Below are 18,224 nucleotides of genomic sequence, written 5' to 3'. Positions count from 1 at the left end.
AATCGCTTATGATAAAGATACAGGGGGGATAGAGCTATGACTAGTCAAATGGATCGAGGGAATAAATTAACGCTTCTTTTATCAAAGCAAAGAGATTATGTTACTGCTGAAGTGTTGGCAGAGTTAATGAGTACCTCTACCAAGACGGTCTACCGCTTGGTTAAAAAAATGAATGACGAGTTTCCAAATGGGCCACTGATTTTGTCTGAAAAGGGTCGGGGGTACAAACTGGATTATGAAAAATATATTGCACAGACGAATCAAACAATTGTGTCTTCTGTGGAAGTCCTACCGTCAGAGCGGCAAAATAATGTGATGGAAGAATTATTATTATCCTCGCCTAAAGCACTAAAAGTCATTGATTTGTATCAAACCTATTATGTTGGTGATTCAGCGATTGCGAATGATGAAAAAATCATTGCGGAACGGATTTCAGCGTATGATCTGCAATTGATCCGCAAAAATCGGACATTAGCCATCGAAGGCAAGGAAGAGAATATCCGTCGAGCGATCACTGAGTTGATTCAACGATTGAATATTTTCGATATTGATGAAATCGCTTTATCGGACGAATTTTCGTTTAATCGTTACGATGCGAATTTTGTCATCGAACAGATCAAGCTGATTGAAAAAAAACTCAATGGCACGATTCCTTACCCATACAATATCAATATTTTCTCCCATCTATACATTGCGGTACGTCGCGCAAGAAAAACGAATTATCAAGCCACTGGAGAAAAATTAACGATGGAACAATTACAGGTTTTAGATAATGAATCCTTGATTCGTGATATTGCCATCGAAGTGATCCGCCAAGTGGAAGTATATTTGAAAACGAAATTACCAGTAAGTGAGATCTACTATCTTTATCAATATTTGCTTTCTTCCAGAACGGATAATAGTCAAACGAAGACCCAAACGTTCACAGAAGAAGTGATTGAGATTACTTCTTATTACTTGCATCAAGTTGGTGAGAAGCTAAATCTCAATGTAGCAAGCGAGATGATTTTTACAGATCTTGCTAATCATATCAAACCTTTGGTCAATCGGTTGCGCCATCAAATCAGAGTGAAAAATAGTTTGTTGGATCAAATCCAATTAACGTATGAAACGATTTTTAATACGGTTGCTGAAGTATCAAAACAGGTGAGTCAAACGTTTCAGCTTCCAACGATCACGTCTGATGAGATTGGGTTTATCACCTTGTATTTTGCACGAATCATTGAGACGCACCAATTTCCGATCCAAACACTGATCATGTGTACAACTGGCGTGGGAACTTCTGAATTATTGAAGGTGAAGTTAGCCAAAAAATTTCCGGAATTAGAAATCGTAGATGTGATCAGTACGAAAAATTACCAATCAGTGTTAGAGAAGACGCCAGGAATCGAGTTGATTTTAACAACAGTTGGCCTGAAAGAAGCATTTCCTGTTCAATCTTTGATCGTTAGTGCGATGTTGACCGCTGATGACCAGTCAAGAATCCAACAGAAAATCGAGGATATTTATCATGATAGATAATTTCGTGGAACTATTCGATCAGATGTCACTGGCTTCCAAAGTAGCGACTTATGAATGGATCAGTCAACAAGTCTTTCCTACCTCAAAAGAAAAGGCACAAGCGATCCAACAGGCATTGTTTGAGCGAGAAGAGGCAGGAGATATCCAAATTGAGGAAGGCGTAATTTTGCCTCATCTTGAACATCCAGCACTAGCCAAAACACAGGTCTGGGTGATTCGTCCCCAACAGCCAATTACTGAATGGTCGGAACGAATCTCAAAAGTGGAATTGCTCATCGTTGTCTTACTAGCAGAAAATGAAACACTAGCAGTCAAACGACAGCTTGCTGATTTTATGCGACAACTGGCTGATCCTGACTATCTAGATGAATTGAAAGCTGGTAATTTTACAGAACGATAAAAATACTATCAAAAATTGGAGGAACCAATAATGAAAATCGTTGGAGTAGCAGCATGTACAGTGGGAATCGCCCATACGTATATCGCACAAGAAAAATTAGAGAATGCAGCAAAAAAAGCGGGTCATGAGATCCATGTCGAAACCCAAGGAACGATCGGGACTGAAAATGAATTGCCACAAGAAGCCATCGACCAAGCGGATATCGTGATTCTAGCAGTGGATGTCAAGATCAGTGGACGGGAACGTTTCGAAGGAAAGAAAATCATCCAAGTACCAACAGAGATCGCGGTAAAATCACCAAACAAATTAATCGAAAAAGCAATGGAAGTTGTCAGTAACTAATGAGGAGTGAGGAAAATGGAGATCAAAGAAATCATTGATCCAACAATCATCAAAACGAACTTAAACGGAAAAACGAAAGATGCGGTCTTATATGAATTAGCCAATCGCTTGTATGAACAAGAATACATTACGGATGTCGAAGCGTTTGTGAAAGATATTTATTTGCGAGAAGCGCAAGGTCAAACAGGGATCGGTAATTATATCGCTATTCCACATGGAAAAAGTGCGTATGTGAAGAAGGTCGGTGTGGCGATTGGGGTGACTGAAAATGAAATTCCTTGGGAGACATTAGACGGTAAGGGTGTGAAAGGCATCATCTTGTTTGCAGTCGGAGACGATACGGAAGGTGCGCAAAAACATTTGAAATTGTTGTCCTTATTTGCCCGTAAGTTAGGAAATGATGAAGTGGTGGAACGTTTGATTGCTGCAAGAGAAATCGATGAAGTAGTCGCTGCATTTGGATAGAGAGTGAGGAGGAAGAAAAAATGAAAATCGTTGGAGTAGCAGCATGTACGGTGGGGATCGCTCATACGTACATTGCGCAAGAAAAGTTGGAGAATGCCGCAAAAAAGGCCGGGCATGAGATCCATGTGGAAACACAAGGAACGATCGGGATCGAAAATGAATTGACAGCAGAGCAAATCAGTCAAGCAGATGTCGTGATTTTAGCTGTAGATGTCAAAATCAGTGGTCGTGAACGTTTTGAAGGAAAACGAATCGTCCAAGTACCGACAGAAGTTGCTGTAAAATCACCGAGTAAGTTGATTGAAAAAGTAGAAGAAGTAGTCGTGCAACAATAATTACCAGAATGGGGGAGACAAAAAATGGAGGCAATTAAAAAGTTAAATTTAAAAGGACATTTATTGACAGCGATTTCATATTTGATTCCAATCGTATGTGGTGCCGGATTCCTGATTGCAATCGGCATGGCCTTTGGCGGAACAAGTCAAGGAACACTTGTACAAGGTGAGTTTTCGATTTGGGATGCGTTAGCAACGATGGGTGGCGCTGGTTTAGGATTATTACCAGTTGTGATCGCTACTGGGATTTCTTATTCCATTGCAGCTAAACCAGGGATCGCACCAGGTTTCATTATTGGTTTAACAGCAAATGCAATTGGTGCTGGTTTTATTGGGGGGATTTTAGGTGGTTACTTAGCAGGTTATCTTGTTTTAGGTATTTTAAAACATGTCAAAGTACCAAAATGGGCAAAAGGATTGATGCCAACATTGATTATTCCATTTATTGCTTCAATTGTTGGTGGCTTAGTCATGGTGTATATCATTGGCGCGCCAATCGCAGCATTAACGCTATTATTAACGAATTTCTTAGATGGATTAGGCAATTCTTCCTTATTGATTTTTGGTGGTGTGATTGGCTTATTAAGTGGGATCGACTACGGTGGTCCAATCAACAAAACCGTATTTGCCTTTGTGTTGACGATGCAAGCGGAAGGGTTGAATGGCCCGATTACCGCACTGCAATTAGTCAATACAGCCACACCGATCGGCTTTGGTTTAGCTTATTTTATCGCCAAAATGTTCCGCAAGAATATCTATACAAAAGTGGAAGTAGAGACATTGAAATCAGCCGTACCAATGGGTGTCATCAATATTGTTGAAGGTGTGATTCCTTTAGTTATGAATGATATCGTACGTGGCGTAGTCGCAACAGCAATCGGTGGATTTGCTGGTGGTGCAACAACGATGATCTTAGGTGCGGATGCAACGGTTCCTTTCGGTGGTGTCTTGATGATCCCAACGATGTCTCGACCATGGGCAGGTGTGATCGCAATCTTAGTGAACGTCTTAGTAACAGCCGTCGTTTTAGCTGTGATCAAAAAGAACGTGCCGGAAGAAGAAATGGACTTAGTAGTAGAGAAAGAGGAAGAAGATATCAGTTTAGATGATATTCAGATTTTTTAAAATAAGTGCGTAAAAAAGAGGGGCAAAATCGATGAAATTTTTTCTAGATACAGCAGATGTAACAGCAATCAAAACAATCAATGCGCTAGGTTTAATCGATGGGGTGACAACCAATCCGACGATCATTGCCAAAGAAGGACGCGTGTTTGAAAAAGTCATCAAAGAAATCTGTTCGATCGTTGACGGACCTGTCTCAGCAGAAGTGACTAGTTTGGAAGCAGACGGCATGGTCGCAGAAGCGAAAGAGATCGTCCAATGGGCGGAAAACATCGTGATCAAGATCCCTATGACAGAAGAAGGATTGAAAGCGACGAACGAATTATCTAAATTGGGGATCAAGACCAATGTCACATTGATTTTCTCTGTGGCGCAAGGGTTACTAGCAGCAAAAGCAGGTGCGACATTTATTTCACCATTTTTAGGTCGATTAGATGATACCGGAACGAGCGGGATCGAGCTTGTCGCAAAACTACGTGAAGTACTAGATACTTACGGGTTTTCTACAGAAATCATTGCAGCAAGTGTCCGTAATTCGGAACATGTGGAAAAAGCGAGTTTAGTTGGCGCACACATTGCCACTGTACCGCCATCATTGTACCAAACGTTGTGGAGCCATCCATTGACAGATAAAGGGATTGCGCAATTCATGGCGGACTGGGAAAGCTTTCAAGGAGGGAACAAATAAATGGGAAAAGTGGAATTTTCACCTTCATTGATGACGATGGACTTGGATAAGTTCAAAGAACAAATCGAATTTTTAAATGATCATGTCGATTCTTACCATATCGATATCATGGATGGTCATTATGTACCAAATATCACATTATCTCCATGGTTCATTGATGAGGTACGTAAAATCAGTAATCTACCGATGTCTGCGCACTTAATGGTTAAAGATCAAAGTTTTTGGGTGAATCAATTAATCGAGCAAAAGTGTGAATGGATCTGTATGCACGCCGAATTATTAGATGGTTTAGCTTTTCGTTTGATCGATCAAATCCATGACGCAGGGTTAAAAGCTGGCGTCGTTTTGAACCCAGAAACACCGATCGAAGCCATCTTCCCATACATCGAATTGGTCGATAAAATCACGATCATGACGATCGATCCAGGATTTGCTGGACAACGGTTTATTGAAAGTACACTGGATAAGATCGTTGCTTTACGCGAACTACGCGAAGAAAAAGGGTATCACTATGTGATTGAAATGGACGGCTCTTCCAACCGTAAATCCTTCAAACGAATCGATGCAGCAGGACCAGATATTTATATCGTCGGTCGCAGTGGCTTGTTTGGTTTAGATGAAAAAATCGAAAAGTCATGGGAAATCATGAAAACCGATTATGAAGAAATGACTGGGAAAACGATCGGGTAAGAGAAGGTCGTAAGAAAGCCGGTCACCATCGAGTAATAAGACAGGAAAATCGAGAATGCCTCATTCATTTTTGATTCTTCTGTCTTATTTTCAAAGTGAAAATTAAAGAATAGGTATTATTTTATAGGAACGAATAAGGAGGAATTATATTGTTTGATAAAGTAGATCAGCTTGGTGTGAATACGATCCGTACATTGAGTGTCGATGCAGTACAAAAAGCAAATTCAGGACATCCGGGGTTACCAATGGGTGCCGCGCCAATGGCTTATGCCCTTTGGACGAAACACTTGAAAGTGAATCCGAAAACTTCTAAAAACTGGGCAGACCGTGACCGTTTTGTCTTATCTGCGGGACATGGTTCAGCGATGTTGTACAGCTTGTTGCACTTAGCAGGGTACCAAGTGACGATTGATGACTTGAAACAATTCCGTCAATGGGAGTCAAAAACACCAGGACACCCTGAGGTCAACCATACGGACGGCGTCGAAGCAACGACTGGTCCGTTAGGACAAGGGATCGCAATGGCTGTGGGGATGGCAATGGCAGAAGCGCATCTAGCAGCGACCTACAACAAAGATCAATTCAACGTCGTTGATCATTATACCTATGCGTTATGTGGCGATGGCGACCTGATGGAAGGTGTGTCTCAAGAAGCAAGTTCGATGGCTGGACATATGAAATTAGGAAAATTAATCGTTTTATACGATTCAAACGATATTTCTTTAGATGGACCAACCTCAAAAGCCTTCACTGAAAATGTTGGCGCACGCTATGAAGCTTATGGTTGGCAACATATCTTGGTCAAAGACGGCAATGATTTGGAAGCTATCTCAAAAGCAATTGAAGAAGCGAAAGCCGAAACAGACAAACCGACATTGATCGAAGTGAAAACGGTCATCGGATTTGGTGCACCAAACCAAGGAACTTCTGCGGTTCACGGCGCACCACTTGGCTTAGAAGGCATTCAAAAAGCCAAAGAGATCTATGGTTGGGAATACCCTGACTTTACCGTACCAGAAGAAGTGGCGGAACGCTTCCGTCAAACGATGGTTGAAGAAGGCGAAAAAGCTGAAAATGCTTGGCGTGAGATGTTCGCAGCATACAAAGCAGCGTATCCAGAATTAGCGCAACAATTCGAAGATGCTTTTGCTGGGAAGTTACCAGAGAATTGGGATGCCGAACTTCCAACGTACGACGAAGGTGAAAGCCAAGCGAGTCGTGTCTCAAGTAAAGAAGTTATTCAAGAATTATCAAAAGCGATCCCAAGCTTCTGGGGTGGTTCTGCCGATCTATCTGGATCAAACAATACGATGGTGACAGCAGACAAAGATTTCACGCCTGAACACTATGAAGGCCGCAATATTTGGTTTGGTGTTCGTGAGTTTGCGATGGCATCAGCGATGAACGGGATCCAATTGCATGGTGGTACTCGGATCTATGGGGGAACATTCTTTGTCTTTGTCGATTACTTGCGACCAGCTGTGCGTTTAGCAGCGATCCAAAACACGCCAGTTATTTTCGTCTTGACCCATGACTCTGTGGCAGTTGGTGAAGATGGCCCGACGCACGAGCCAGTGGAACAATTGGCTTCGGTTAGAAGTATGCCAGGTGTCCATGTCTTACGTCCGGCGGACGGGAACGAAACTCGTGCGGCGTGGAAAGTTGCGATGGAATCGACAGATACACCAACGATCTTAGTCTTGAGTCGTCAAAATCTACCAGTTCTTCCAACAACAAAAGAAGTGGCGGATGATATGGTTAAAAAAGGTGCCTATGTCTTGTCTCCAGCTAAAGGGGAACAACCAGAAGGAATCTTGATCGCGACAGGTTCAGAAGTAAATCTAGCGGTCAAAGCGCAAAAAGTATTAGCGGAACAAGGAAAAGATGTCTCAGTGGTTTCTATGCCAAGTTTTGATTTGTTTGAACAACAATCTGCAGAATATCAAGAAAGTGTCTTGCCAAAAGCAGTGACGAAGCGTGTTTCTATCGAAATGGCTGCTTCATTTGGCTGGGAGCGCTATACGGGAACAGCAGGGGCAATCATTGCGATTGATCGTTTCGGTGCGAGCGCACCTGGGGAAACGATCATCCAAAATTATCAGTTTACAGTGGAACATGTTGTTGAAGTGTTTGATCAATTGTAGAAGGTATTTTTGTTCTTTTACTATTTAAAATTTCAAGTTAAAGATACACGTACTTTATTTAGATAAAATCTGCCAAACTGGAATTCAATGTTTTCCGGTTTGGCAGATTTTTTTATTGATTCATGATTATTTTAATTTCAGGTGTTTGATTTCTAAAAAGTGTTGGAGATTTAAGACCAATCCTCCTAGAAGTGTCGCTTTTTCGTTCAAAGAGCTGTTGCGGACGACTAATTGATTCGAAAAATGATTGTGCAGATTCCCTTTTAATTGTTCGATCATATCAGGTATTTCGCGATAAAGTGAGCTATTCAAAATAATGATCGATGGGTCATAATGGGCGATCAAGTTGTTGATACCGATCGTCAAGTAGTTGATATTTTCTTCTACGACTTGTCGCGCATCACGATCTTGGTTTTGGTAGTATTCTCTAAGGATGATGCCATTGACATAGTCTAGGTTTTTTTTCTGAGCAAACCGATCGTAGCAAACTTTGTTGGCAGCGTACATCTCCAAACAACCTCGGTTGCCACAGCGACATTCCTTACCGTCCATCACGATGATCTGATGACCGATTTCACCAGCAAAACCATGGGCACCAACCTCTAAATTCCCATTTTTGACGATTCCTGCACCAATGCCGCTGTGCATATTGATACTGACAAGATTTTCCGAATCTGAGGTAAAGCTATACTCACCTAAAGCTGCCAGATTTGCTTCATTTTCCAAATAGACAGGATAGTCTCTCAGTTTTTCAGCTATTTTGCGAAAAGGAATGTGATCGAAATTGTAATGTGGGCCAAAAATCGGCTCACCATGGTAGACAGGGCCATGAACGGCAATTGCTACCCCAATAATTCCATATTCTGTCGTCGGAAGATGTTGTTCAAATAACGTGAAGATTTCTGAAAGATACAGATGGATGGCTTCCTCATCTAATGTGATTGGCTTTTTTTGGATATGTTGGATCTCTTCCCCATCTAGATAAGTAAGGAGAGCATGGATGTAATTATAGCCGATGTCAATAGAAATAGAGAGGCCAGCTTTTCCATTATATTGAAGAATGATCGGTTTACGTCCACCGACATTACTAGATTCTCCAATGCCGGTCTCGATGACTAGTTGATCATCGATCAATTTTTTCACAATAGAGGACACAGTTGCTTTGGTTAGTCCAGTTATGGCTGAAAGCTCTGCACGAGAAAGAGCGGGTTGATTCATAATCAATTCTAAACAGAGAGACTCATTTGGGCTCCGTCGAGTATACGTTGGATTTTTCAAAGTAAATCACTTCCTATTCATTATGTAATGAGGATACGTTCTAAAGTATACTGGTAATCTCATTATTTTTCTAGTTATTTATCTATAGCTATTTCGTTTTGTAAAGTAAATAAATTAACTTCATTCGAATATAAATGCTTTGATAATAATAAAAAAATAACTTGACTATAATTATGAAAGCGTATACTATATGCTTGTTAAGTTAGTTTGTTAGATAAACTAACTAATATAGAATGAATAAATTAGGAGGAATATGTTATGAGCTATTTTCCACAAATAGAAAAAATCCAATATGAAGGTACAACGACAACCAATCCCTTTGCTTTTCGCCATTTTAATCCAGAAGAGGTAGTTGCCGGTCAAACGATGAAGGAGCATTTACGATTTGCTGTTGCTTACTGGCATACCATGACACAAGATGGCAGTGATCCATTCGGCTCACCAGTCAATCAAAGAACGTGGCTAGGTGCGTCTGAAATGGAAACCGCAAAAAATCGAGTAGCGGCCTTTTTTGAGATTTTAGAAAAATTAGGTGTCGAATATTTTTGTTTCCATGATGTCGATATCGCGCCTGAAGGGGATAGTTTAGAAGAATTCTATGCAAACTTAGATGAAATCACCGATTTGATCAAGGAACAGATGGAGCGTACGGGAATCAAACTACTTTGGAATACTGCAAATATGTTCAGCCACCCACGCTACGTGAATGGTGCAGCTTCAACGAATCATGCGGATGTCTTTGCCTATGCTGCTGCTCAAGTCAAAAAAGGCTTAGACATCTCAAAAAAACTCAACGGTCAAAATTATGTATTCTGGGGTGGTCGTGAAGGGTATGAAACGTTGTTGAATACGGATATGGCGTTTGAACAAGATAATATTGCACGTTTGTTCAAAATGGCGATCGCGTATAGTGAAAAAATCGGTCATACGCCACAATTCTTGATTGAACCAAAACCAATGGAACCAAGTAAACATCAATATGATTTTGATGCCGCAACGGCTTTACAATTTATTCAAAAATATGGTTTACAAGAGAAATTCAAACTGAATCTAGAGGCTAATCATGCAACGTTAGCTGGGCATACGTTTGAACATGAGATCGAAGTAGCACGGATCAACAACGCGTTAGGTTCCCTAGATGCGAATCAAGGGGATGTGTTGCTTGGCTGGGATACTGATGAGTTTCCAACGAACGTCTATGATGTCACATTGGCCATGTATGGTGTCTTAGAAAATGGCGGTATCGCACCAGGAGGAATCAATTTTGATTCGAAAGTCCGTCGTTCCAGTTTTGCCATGGAAGATCTATTCTTAGCGCATATCGCAGGGATGGATACCTTTGCTAGAGGGCTGAAGGCAGCTGCGAAATTAAAAGAGGATTGCTTCTTCGATACCTTAAAAGAGAAACGCTATGCTACGTTCCAAGAAGGCATTGGGGAATCCATTGTCAACGACAAGGAAGATTTGGAAAGTTTGGCTCACTATGCATTGAAGTTGAAAGATATCGAGCTGGAATCAAGCCATATCGAATATGTCAAATCTTGTTTGAATGATTATTTAGTTTAATCCAACTTATGGAGAGTCTCATTCAGTTAGCTAAGGATAGATGTCACTGACTCCTTTGGATGGTTGAAAGGGATTCTCCTAAAAAAATAGAGTGAGGTGTACGATGAAAATTAAAAATCCAGTATTAACAGGTTTTCATGCTGATCCGTCTATTGTGCGTGTGGGAGAAACATATTACATTGCCAACTCAACGTTTGAATGGTTTCCAGGCGTTCAGATCTATGAGTCGCAGGACTTGATGGATTGGCGTTTAGTGGCACGTCCATTGGCTTCTGTCGAGATGTTGGATATGAAGGGCAATGAAGATTCAGGAGGGATTTGGGCGCCCGATCTCTCTTATGCGGATGGGAAATTTTGGTTAGTTTATACCGATGTCAAAGTGGTCAATGGAGCGTTCAAAGATTGTACAAATTATTTGACTACTGCAGAAGAGATCACTGGTCCATGGAGTCAACCGATCCGGTTGAACGGTGTCGGCTTCGATGCTTCTCTTTTCCATGATGACGATGGCCGCAAATACCTAGTTCAAATGGAATGGGATCATCGCGAATACCATCATCCATTTAACGGGATCAAATGCACCGAATATTCAGTAGAAGAGCAACGTCTACTTCCGGAAACAGGTAAGATCATTTGGAAAGGAACTGACGTGAAATTAGTGGAAGGCCCACATCTGTATAAGTTATTTGGTTATTATTATTTGTTTTGTGCAGAAGGTGGTACCGTCTATACGCACCAAGAAGTGGTGGCACGGTCAAAAACTTTAGAAGGAGCTTTTGAAAGCCAAGCAGAGACCTTTTTAACTGCCTATGATTCTCCAGAAAATCCGTTGCAAAAATGCGGGCATGGTGCATTAGTCGATACACCAGAAGGCGAATGGTATTTTGCCCATTTGACTGGTCGACCGTGGCATCACAAAAATGAATCCATCCATGATCCTCGTGGCTGGTGTACATTAGGCAGAGAAACAGCGATCCAAAAGGTGACATGGTCTAAAGAATTGTGGCCAGAAATCGTTGGTGGAAAGCAAGGGAGCATGGAGGTGGAAGCACCTAAAGGAGTGACACCTCACCCTTATGAAAAACTGCCAGAAAGGACTAACTTCGAACAAAGCGAACTGCCACCACAATTTCAAACAGTACGTGTCCCTTTTACGAAGGACATCGGCATCTTGAAAGAGGGAAAGCTGACATTACGAGGTGCCGGAAGTTTAGCCAATACACATGGAAACTCCCTAGTTGCTAGACGTTGGCAAGCATTTGAGTTTGAAGCGGAAACTGCATTGAGCTATTCGCCAACGACCTTCCAGCAAATGGCAGGGCTGACGAATTATTACAATTCGCAACATTGGTCGATGATCCAAGTTACTTGGCACGAAGAAAAAGGTCGTGTCATTGAACTCACTGAGAATAATCAAGGCGTATTCAAAAGTTATTTGCAGGAACAGGTCATTCCAATTCCAGAGGATGTAACAATTGTTTATTTCAAAACGATCGTCAGAAGAGAAACTTACACATATGCTTATTCGTTTGACGGAAAAACATGGATCGAATTAGCGATCCAGTTAGACGCAAAAGTACTATCCGATGAATATGTCAACCAAACCCATGGTGGATTTTTTACGGGTGCATTTGTGGGAATGGTCAACATCGATTACTCAGGATATGATTTACCAGCTGTTTTTGATTATTTTGATTATCGGGAAAAGCAAAGTGAATAGGACAGTGTGGTCGCTTCAGGAGTAAGAGGGGAGATCTTTCATGGAAAAAGAACGTTTATTTTCAATGTCTAATATTGAAAAAAGTTTTGGCCCTGTCCACGTCTTGAAAAAAGCAAGACTTGAGATAAATAAAGGCGAGATCCATGCTTTTATGGGAGAAAACGGAGCCGGTAAGTCTACTTTAATGAACATTCTTGCTGGATTGATCGATAAGGACGAAGGAGAAATCATATTTGAAGGGAAAGAAATCCCTAAAATGACTCCTGACTTCGCACAAGAATTAGGGATTGCCTTTGTTCATCAAGAGTTGAATCTAGCAGAAGATTTGTCTGTGGCAGAAAATATTTTTATTGGTCGTTTGCCCTATAAAAATAAGGCGTTAGGAATTGTTGACTTCAAAAAATTATATGAAGACACGCAACAATGGCTGAATCTAGTAGGATCTGCGATTTCTCCTACTACACTGGTTGCTTCGTTGTCTACTGCCAATAAACAATTAGTTGAAATTGCCAGAGCGCTTAGTTTGAACGCCAAAGTGATCATTTTTGATGAGCCAACGACTTCTTTGTCTGAAAAAGATGTCGAAGTTTTGTTTATTATCATTCGCAGATTGAAGGAAAAAGGTGTATCCAGTATTTACATCTCCCATCGGATGAAAGAGATCTTTGAATTAGGTGAACGAATCACGATCATGCGCGACGGGGAATATATCTTGACCGATGAAGTGAAAAACTTGTCTGAAGAAGCAATCATCGCTCGCTTAGTTGGGCGAGAAATCAACGATCTGTATCCGAAACAACCTACCCAATTAGGAGAAACTTACTTACAAGTTTTGAATCTTTCTGATTCTTTTGGGCGGGTGAAAAATGTTAGCTTCCAGGCAAGACGAGGGGAAGTATTGGGCTTTGCGGGGTTAGTAGGAAGTGGTCGAACCGAAACGATGCGATTGATTTTCGGTGCAGATCGAGCAAAATCTGGTGAAATCAAATTGGCGAACCAGCCGGTAGTGATCAAGTCACCGGTGGATGCGATTCGTCAAGGAATTGGACTACTAACGGAAGACCGTAAACACCAAGGCTTGTTTCTTGGTCTTTCGATCCAAGACAATATCACGATAACGAATCTAGGTGGATTTGTATTAAAACATGAATCACTTAATCAAACGGCTCATCAGTTTGTACAAGACGTGAAGATCAAGATCAGCGATATTGCGCGTCCAGTTGCCAGTCTCTCTGGTGGGAATCAGCAAAAAGTCGTTTTAGCAAAATGGTTGAATACAACAAATCAAGTATATATTTTTGATGAACCGACAAAAGGTATTGATGTGGGGGCAAAATCAGAAATCTATACGATCATCAATGAGTTGGCACGCCAAGGGAAAACGATTTTGATCGTCTCTTCGGAAATCCCTGAATTATTAGGGATCTGCGATCGAATCCATGTTTTTCGGGAAGGTGAGATTACAGGAGAAGTCGTCGTCGCTGAGTATCAGGACAGAAAAGATGAGGCGCAAGAATTGATTATGACCTATGCTACGCTTAATGAGCATTAACGATTCTTCAGTTAGAGGATATGTAAACAAAGGAGAGAACGATGGAAAAACGAAACAAGTTAACGATCAAGTCACTTTTTATGAACTACTCTGTTTATTTAGTGTTAATTGCTTTAGTCCTATATTTTTCAATTGCAAATGCGAATTTTTTGAGCACATTCAATATTGAAAATTTCTTCCAACAAATTCCACCGGTAGGCATTTTAACTGTTGCTTATGCGATGATTTTGATTTGCGGCTATGTGGATCTATCAATTGGTTATGTCGGAATGGCATCAGGAATGCTCGGTTTATATGCGGCAAATCAAGGAATGCCTGCGCCAGTCGTTGTGCTTCTGGCATTATTGACAGGGGCAATGTTAGGCGCGGTGAACGCTTTGTTGATCAAGAAATTTGATTTGCCTTCGTTTATTTTAACGTTAGGAACAAGTTATGTCATCAAAGGGATGCTCGGTTTTTTCACGGACGAACAATTTATCGGTTCCGAAAACGAGTGGTTCAATCGCTTAGCGAAAACGCCGATTGGTACGGATATGTTCAAAAGCAATGCCTTGATTTTTTTAATTATCATCATTGTATTTGCTTTTATAATGAAAAATACGCGTTTGGGAAGATATACCTATGTGGTAGGGTCAAATCAAGAAGCAGCCAGACTATCCGGTATCGATACGGATAAACATATTATCAAGATGTTTATGATTGAAGGAATGTTAGCAGCCATCGCTGGTTTGTTGATTGTTTCGAATTTAAATGGTGGCGCTTCCAAAGATGCGAATGGCTTAGACTTGTTCGCAATGGCGGCAGCTATCATGGGTGGTACATCATTTAGCGGTGGAATCGGCACGATTGGCGGAGCGGTAGCAGGTATCTTAACCTTACAAGTATTTAAAAATGGCTTGACATTGATGGGGGTAAATTCATTTTTACAAGATACAGTGACCGGTCTAGTCATTATTTTAGCAATCATCATTGATTATTTGAAACGTCGAGCAAGTCGTCAGTCATAATTATAATCTAAGGAGTGAAAAGACCATGTTAAAAAAATCATTTTGGGTCATCAGTATGTTCGTTGCGTTATTATTAGTTGGTACAGGATGTAGTACGAGTGATTCTGCAGATGCAGATAGCGAAAAGACCTTGTATTTCATTCCAATCGTAGACACCGGGGCTTATTGGAACCCCATGAAAAAAGGAGCAGAGGATGCGGCACAAGAATTGGGCTATACATTGGTCACGAAAACATCTCCTTCTGCTGAACCAAGTAAGAAAGAGAAACATATCGGCTTTATCAGAGAAGCAGTTGCCAAAAACGTAGCAGGAATCGCCATTGCACCGATTGAGAAAAAAGCGTTCGTTGATCCAATCAAAGCAGCCATGGATAAAAATATTCCAGTCATCACCTTTGATGCCGATTTAGAAAATCCTGAAGATCGGACAGCTTACGTCGGTACAGACAATGTCTCAGCTGGAAAAGAATTAGGGTTACGTGCGGCTGAAGAAATGAAGGCAAAAGGCATTACCGGTGGTTCGATCGCCATCGTTTGTGTGGACGTCGCACAACCAACTATGATCGATCGTGAAAAAGGACTGAAAGAAGGTTTTGCAGAGATCTATGGAAAAGATGCTGAGAACTTTAAGTTTTTAGCGACGATCCAAGACAATGATCAACCATCAGAATCTAAAAAACAATTAGAAGGCTACATTGCGGCGAATAGAGACTTAGTCACTGTCTTTTCATTAGGTTCAGAAGGGCCGAATGTCGGTGTGATGAGTGCATTAGAATCTCAAGGAAAAGCAGGACAGGTGTTTCATTATGGATTTGATTATACGGACACTTGGTTAAGCGGAGTAGCGGACGAACGAATCACAGCGATCGTTGACCAAGATGCGTACCAAATCGGCTATCAAGTGATCGAGAATTTAGTGAAAGCAATCGACGGTGAAACAATTGACGCAACAATTCCGATCGATGTCAACTATGTGTTAGCTGAAGAGTTAGAAGAGTATGGAAAAGAAAAAAGTAAAGTGAAAACAGACTCAGTAGAAGATTCTTCAGTAGAAAGTACAGAAGAAACAGAATAAAAAGCGTATGTAATCAGTGGAAAGGAACAGGTGGTGTCTTGATGGAACGGACTGTTTCTTTCGCTTGTTTTTGTCGGAAAGGGGAACGATTCATGTATGTATTAGGTTTAGATCTAGGAACAAGTGCCTTGAAGGGCCTAGTGTTTGATCGAAAAGGAAAGTTAGTGGCAGAAGCAGTTGCTTCTTACCCTATGAGCAATCCACAGATGGGGTATAGCGAGCAACAACCGGCGGATTGGCTCAAAGCAGCAGATCAAATATTGAAAGAATTATTAGGGAAAGTGACTGATCTTAAAGATGAATTGGCAGGCATCAGTTTTTCTGGACAGATGCACAGCTTAGTTTTTTTGGATGAAGCCGATCAAGTTGTAAGACCAGCTATTTTATGGAATGATGTTCGTACGACACCACAATGTCAACGAATCACTGAAATAATGGGGGATAAGTTGTTACAGCACACGAAAAACAAAGCGTTAGAAGGATTTACACTACCGAAAATCTTATGGGTCCAAGAACACGAACCAGCGAGTTGGGAAAAGGTCAAACACATTCAATTACCGAAAGATTATTTACGATTCTGGTTGACTGGTTCGTATCATATGGACGAGTCAGATGCGGCTGGCACACTACTGCTGGATCAAGAAACGAAGCAGTGGGATGAAGAAATCTTAGAAGAATTTGGGATCGATCCAGCCATCTTACCTCCTTTAGTGGCTTCTACTGACGTGGTGGGGACATTGAAAGAGGAATTAAAAGAAAGATACGGCTTTACCAAGCCAGTCAAAGTGATTGCAGGCGGTGCCGACAATGCCTGTGGCGCTGTTGGCGCTGGTATTTTAGAAGAAGGTCTTGGATTATGTTCCATCGGCACAAGTGGAGTATTCCTTCGTTACGAAAAAAATGTGGATAGAGACTATCAAGGGAAGCTCCATCTCTTCCATCATGCCTCAGGTGCCGCGTATTCCATGGGTGTGACCTTAGCAGCTGGCGACAGCTTGAGTTGGTTCAAACAGCGCTTTGCTCCTAATCGTTCCTTCAGCGAGTTGCTATCAGAAATCGGAAGTGTTGATGCAGGCAGTAATGGCTTATTGTTCACTCCTTATATCGTAGGGGAACGGACGCCTTACAGTGATAGTCAAATCAGAGGAAGCTTTATTGGGATAGATACGCAACACGAATTGAAACATTTTACCCGTAGCGTGCTAGAAGGGGTTACCTTCTCTCTAAAGGACTCCCAAGCGATCATGGAAGAGATGACCCAACAAAAAATCGAAACAATCGTATCAGTCGGTGGCGGCGCAAAAAATCAGACGTGGCTCCAAATGCAAGCGGACATTTTCAATCGACCGATCGTTACTTTAACCACCGAACAAGGACCTGGGCTTGGCGCCGCTATGTTAGCAGCAGTAGGCTGTGACTGGTTTACTGATTTGAACGAATGTGCAAGTGTTTTTGTTTCCTACCAATCCCCTGTGCAACCGAACCCGCAACAAGTGGAAATTTACCAAAAGGTGTATGCGCGTTATCGTAAAGTATACGAATGTACAAAGGAAATTTGTCACATGTACGAAAAATAATAAACGAGTACCTAAGTGAAAGGAGTGTTCCTAGTGAAAAAAATGATCACGTTGTTAGGCGATTTTTACCATCCGCATGATCCGTTAGTCAACTATTTTCAGGGGATCGCTAAGCACTTCCCACAAGAACTAAAGATGACTGATCTGACGATCGAGCAACTAACCAAAGCATTACATGAGCAACCTGATTTATTCCTCCTTTCAAAGGAAAATCGGTTAGCACCCAAAACAAATGACGCTTTTTGGTTAAATGAAACATACGATCAGTTGATCACCAAGTATGTAGCGGGTGGCGGAAGCCTGATTGCGTATCATTCAGGACTTTCTAGCTACCCGATCCACTCTGCGTTTAGTGAGATGTTGCGGGGGCGCTTCCTTCATCATCCCAAACCTACAGAAGTAACCTATCGAGAACCAAATGGTAAGTCTTATAAAATATGGGACGAACACTATTTCACTGAGGTAGCTATAGGCGAAACGGAAGTTCTGATGCACAGCTTTTCTCACTATGGTGAATCGATTGCCGCTTGGCGACATCTGTATGGTAAAGGTAAAGTTTTTTGTATGACTCCTGCACATTTTTCAGAAGGATTGCAACATGAAGGAAATCAAATGGTACTTTTCGATGGAATTAGTTGGTGTCTAGAATCAACATGAATACGGTGAAAAAGAAGGATAGTTTTTTTATAAGTCCATTTATGTTTCCAATCAGTGCTATACTTAAAGTATTCAATAGATTGGA

17 protein-coding genes are annotated in these 18,224 nt (G+C 41.3%); 16 read left to right on the top strand and 1 reads right to left on the bottom strand.

The window, feature by feature from the left end; all coding sequences use genetic code 11:
- Nucleotides 1-36: 36 nt before the first annotated feature.
- The 9 genes from IGK01_RS13535 (at nucleotide 37) to tkt (ending at nucleotide 7,707) form a co-directional block, all read left to right on the top strand.
- Entirely contained in the window at nucleotides 37-1,521 is a 1,485-nt protein-coding gene (locus IGK01_RS13535) for a BglG family transcription antiterminator (protein WP_023520554.1), read from the top strand.
- Nucleotides 1,511-1,921 carry a PTS sugar transporter subunit IIA gene (locus tag IGK01_RS13530; RefSeq protein WP_010734011.1) on the top strand — a complete coding sequence of 137 codons (411 nt, stop codon included), beginning with the start codon at nucleotides 1,511-1,513 and terminating at the stop codon, nucleotides 1,919-1,921. The genes IGK01_RS13535 and IGK01_RS13530 overlap by 11 nt, the downstream gene beginning before the upstream one ends.
- 30 nt (nucleotides 1,922-1,951) lie before the next feature.
- Nucleotides 1,952-2,263 carry a PTS fructose transporter subunit IIB gene (locus IGK01_RS13525; protein ID WP_010734012.1) on the top strand — a complete coding sequence of 104 codons (312 nt, stop codon included), beginning with the start codon at nucleotides 1,952-1,954 and terminating at the stop codon, nucleotides 2,261-2,263.
- Between the two features lie 15 nt (nucleotides 2,264-2,278).
- Nucleotides 2,279-2,728 carry a fructose PTS transporter subunit IIA gene (locus tag IGK01_RS13520; RefSeq protein ID WP_010734013.1) on the top strand — a complete coding sequence of 150 codons (450 nt, stop codon included), beginning with the start codon at nucleotides 2,279-2,281 and terminating at the stop codon, nucleotides 2,726-2,728.
- 20 nt (nucleotides 2,729-2,748) lie between these two features.
- Nucleotides 2,749-3,063, top strand: a complete 315-nt coding sequence (locus IGK01_RS13515; RefSeq protein WP_010734014.1) for a PTS fructose transporter subunit IIB — start codon at nucleotides 2,749-2,751, stop codon at nucleotides 3,061-3,063.
- 24 nt (nucleotides 3,064-3,087) lie between these two features.
- Entirely contained in the window at nucleotides 3,088-4,188 is a 1,101-nt protein-coding gene (locus IGK01_RS13510) for a PTS fructose transporter subunit IIC (protein ID WP_010734015.1), read from the top strand.
- A gap of 31 nt (nucleotides 4,189-4,219) precedes the next feature.
- On the top strand, nucleotides 4,220-4,873 hold the full coding sequence (gene fsa / locus IGK01_RS13505) for a fructose-6-phosphate aldolase (protein WP_023520553.1): 654 nt from the start codon (nucleotides 4,220-4,222) through the stop codon (nucleotides 4,871-4,873).
- Entirely contained in the window at nucleotides 4,874-5,563 is a 690-nt protein-coding gene (alsE, locus tag IGK01_RS13500) for a D-allulose 6-phosphate 3-epimerase (protein WP_010734017.1), read from the top strand.
- 149 nt (nucleotides 5,564-5,712) lie between these two features.
- Entirely contained in the window at nucleotides 5,713-7,707 is a 1,995-nt protein-coding gene (gene tkt, locus IGK01_RS13495) for a transketolase (RefSeq protein WP_023520552.1), read from the top strand.
- 126 nt (nucleotides 7,708-7,833) lie between these two features.
- Here the strand turns inward: tkt and IGK01_RS13490 are convergent, their stop codons facing one another.
- A complete protein-coding gene (locus tag IGK01_RS13490; protein ID WP_010734020.1) occupies nucleotides 7,834-8,985 on the bottom strand; it encodes an ROK family transcriptional regulator in 1,152 nt (383 codons plus the stop codon).
- A gap of 258 nt (nucleotides 8,986-9,243) precedes the next feature.
- On the opposite strand from IGK01_RS13490, the gene xylA reads away from it, so the two are divergent.
- The 7 genes from xylA (at nucleotide 9,244) to IGK01_RS13455 (ending at nucleotide 18,139) form a co-directional block, all read left to right on the top strand.
- Nucleotides 9,244-10,551 carry a xylose isomerase gene (gene xylA, locus IGK01_RS13485; RefSeq protein WP_438840822.1) on the top strand — a complete coding sequence of 436 codons (1,308 nt, stop codon included), beginning with the start codon at nucleotides 9,244-9,246 and terminating at the stop codon, nucleotides 10,549-10,551.
- Between the two features lie 103 nt (nucleotides 10,552-10,654).
- Entirely contained in the window at nucleotides 10,655-12,271 is a 1,617-nt protein-coding gene (locus IGK01_RS13480; RefSeq protein WP_409173664.1) for a glycoside hydrolase family 43 protein, read from the top strand.
- A 40-nt stretch (nucleotides 12,272-12,311) separates the two neighbouring features.
- Nucleotides 12,312-13,823: a sugar ABC transporter ATP-binding protein gene (locus IGK01_RS13475; protein WP_023520549.1), complete on the top strand. Its 1,512-nt coding sequence runs from the start codon at nucleotides 12,312-12,314 to the stop codon at nucleotides 13,821-13,823.
- A gap of 41 nt (nucleotides 13,824-13,864) precedes the next feature.
- On the top strand, nucleotides 13,865-14,830 hold the full coding sequence (locus IGK01_RS13470) for an ABC transporter permease (RefSeq protein WP_023520548.1): 966 nt from the start codon (nucleotides 13,865-13,867) through the stop codon (nucleotides 14,828-14,830).
- A 25-nt stretch (nucleotides 14,831-14,855) separates the two neighbouring features.
- Entirely contained in the window at nucleotides 14,856-15,905 is a 1,050-nt protein-coding gene (locus tag IGK01_RS13465; protein ID WP_224434318.1) for a sugar ABC transporter substrate-binding protein, read from the top strand.
- A 41-nt stretch (nucleotides 15,906-15,946) separates the two neighbouring features.
- Complete coding sequence (gene xylB, locus IGK01_RS13460; protein ID WP_438840821.1) at nucleotides 15,947-17,482, top strand: xylulokinase; 1,536 nt, start codon at nucleotides 15,947-15,949, stop codon at nucleotides 17,480-17,482.
- A gap of 42 nt (nucleotides 17,483-17,524) precedes the next feature.
- Nucleotides 17,525-18,139: a ThuA domain-containing protein gene (locus IGK01_RS13455; RefSeq protein WP_153830580.1), complete on the top strand. Its 615-nt coding sequence runs from the start codon at nucleotides 17,525-17,527 to the stop codon at nucleotides 18,137-18,139.
- Nucleotides 18,140-18,224: the final 85 nt, after the last annotated feature.

Source organism: Enterococcus sp. AZ080 (genome assembly GCF_051714945.1).
GTDB lineage: Bacteria > Bacillota > Bacilli > Lactobacillales > Enterococcaceae > Enterococcus_B > Enterococcus_B pernyi.
The sequence above is the reverse complement of the archived record's forward strand: the minus strand, read 5'-3'. Positions and strand labels throughout refer to the sequence as shown.

Coding starts and splice junctions, on each gene's coding strand:
- IGK01_RS13535 (WP_023520554.1), top strand. CDS start 37: ATGACTAGTCAAATGGATCGAGGGAATAAATTAACGCTTCTTTTATCA.
- IGK01_RS13530 (WP_010734011.1), top strand. CDS start 1,511: ATGATAGATAATTTCGTGGAACTATTCGATCAGATGTCACTGGCTTCC.
- IGK01_RS13525 (WP_010734012.1), top strand. CDS start 1,952: ATGAAAATCGTTGGAGTAGCAGCATGTACAGTGGGAATCGCCCATACG.
- IGK01_RS13520 (WP_010734013.1), top strand. CDS start 2,279: ATGGAGATCAAAGAAATCATTGATCCAACAATCATCAAAACGAACTTA.
- IGK01_RS13515 (WP_010734014.1), top strand. CDS start 2,749: ATGAAAATCGTTGGAGTAGCAGCATGTACGGTGGGGATCGCTCATACG.
- IGK01_RS13510 (WP_010734015.1), top strand. CDS start 3,088: ATGGAGGCAATTAAAAAGTTAAATTTAAAAGGACATTTATTGACAGCG.
- fsa (WP_023520553.1), top strand. CDS start 4,220: ATGAAATTTTTTCTAGATACAGCAGATGTAACAGCAATCAAAACAATC.
- alsE (WP_010734017.1), top strand. CDS start 4,874: ATGGGAAAAGTGGAATTTTCACCTTCATTGATGACGATGGACTTGGAT.
- xylA (WP_438840822.1), top strand. CDS start 9,244: ATGAGCTATTTTCCACAAATAGAAAAAATCCAATATGAAGGTACAACG.
- IGK01_RS13480 (WP_409173664.1), top strand. CDS start 10,655: ATGAAAATTAAAAATCCAGTATTAACAGGTTTTCATGCTGATCCGTCT.
- IGK01_RS13475 (WP_023520549.1), top strand. CDS start 12,312: ATGGAAAAAGAACGTTTATTTTCAATGTCTAATATTGAAAAAAGTTTT.
- IGK01_RS13470 (WP_023520548.1), top strand. CDS start 13,865: ATGGAAAAACGAAACAAGTTAACGATCAAGTCACTTTTTATGAACTAC.
- IGK01_RS13465 (WP_224434318.1), top strand. CDS start 14,856: ATGTTAAAAAAATCATTTTGGGTCATCAGTATGTTCGTTGCGTTATTA.
- xylB (WP_438840821.1), top strand. CDS start 15,947: ATGGAACGGACTGTTTCTTTCGCTTGTTTTTGTCGGAAAGGGGAACGA.
- IGK01_RS13455 (WP_153830580.1), top strand. CDS start 17,525: ATGATCACGTTGTTAGGCGATTTTTACCATCCGCATGATCCGTTAGTC.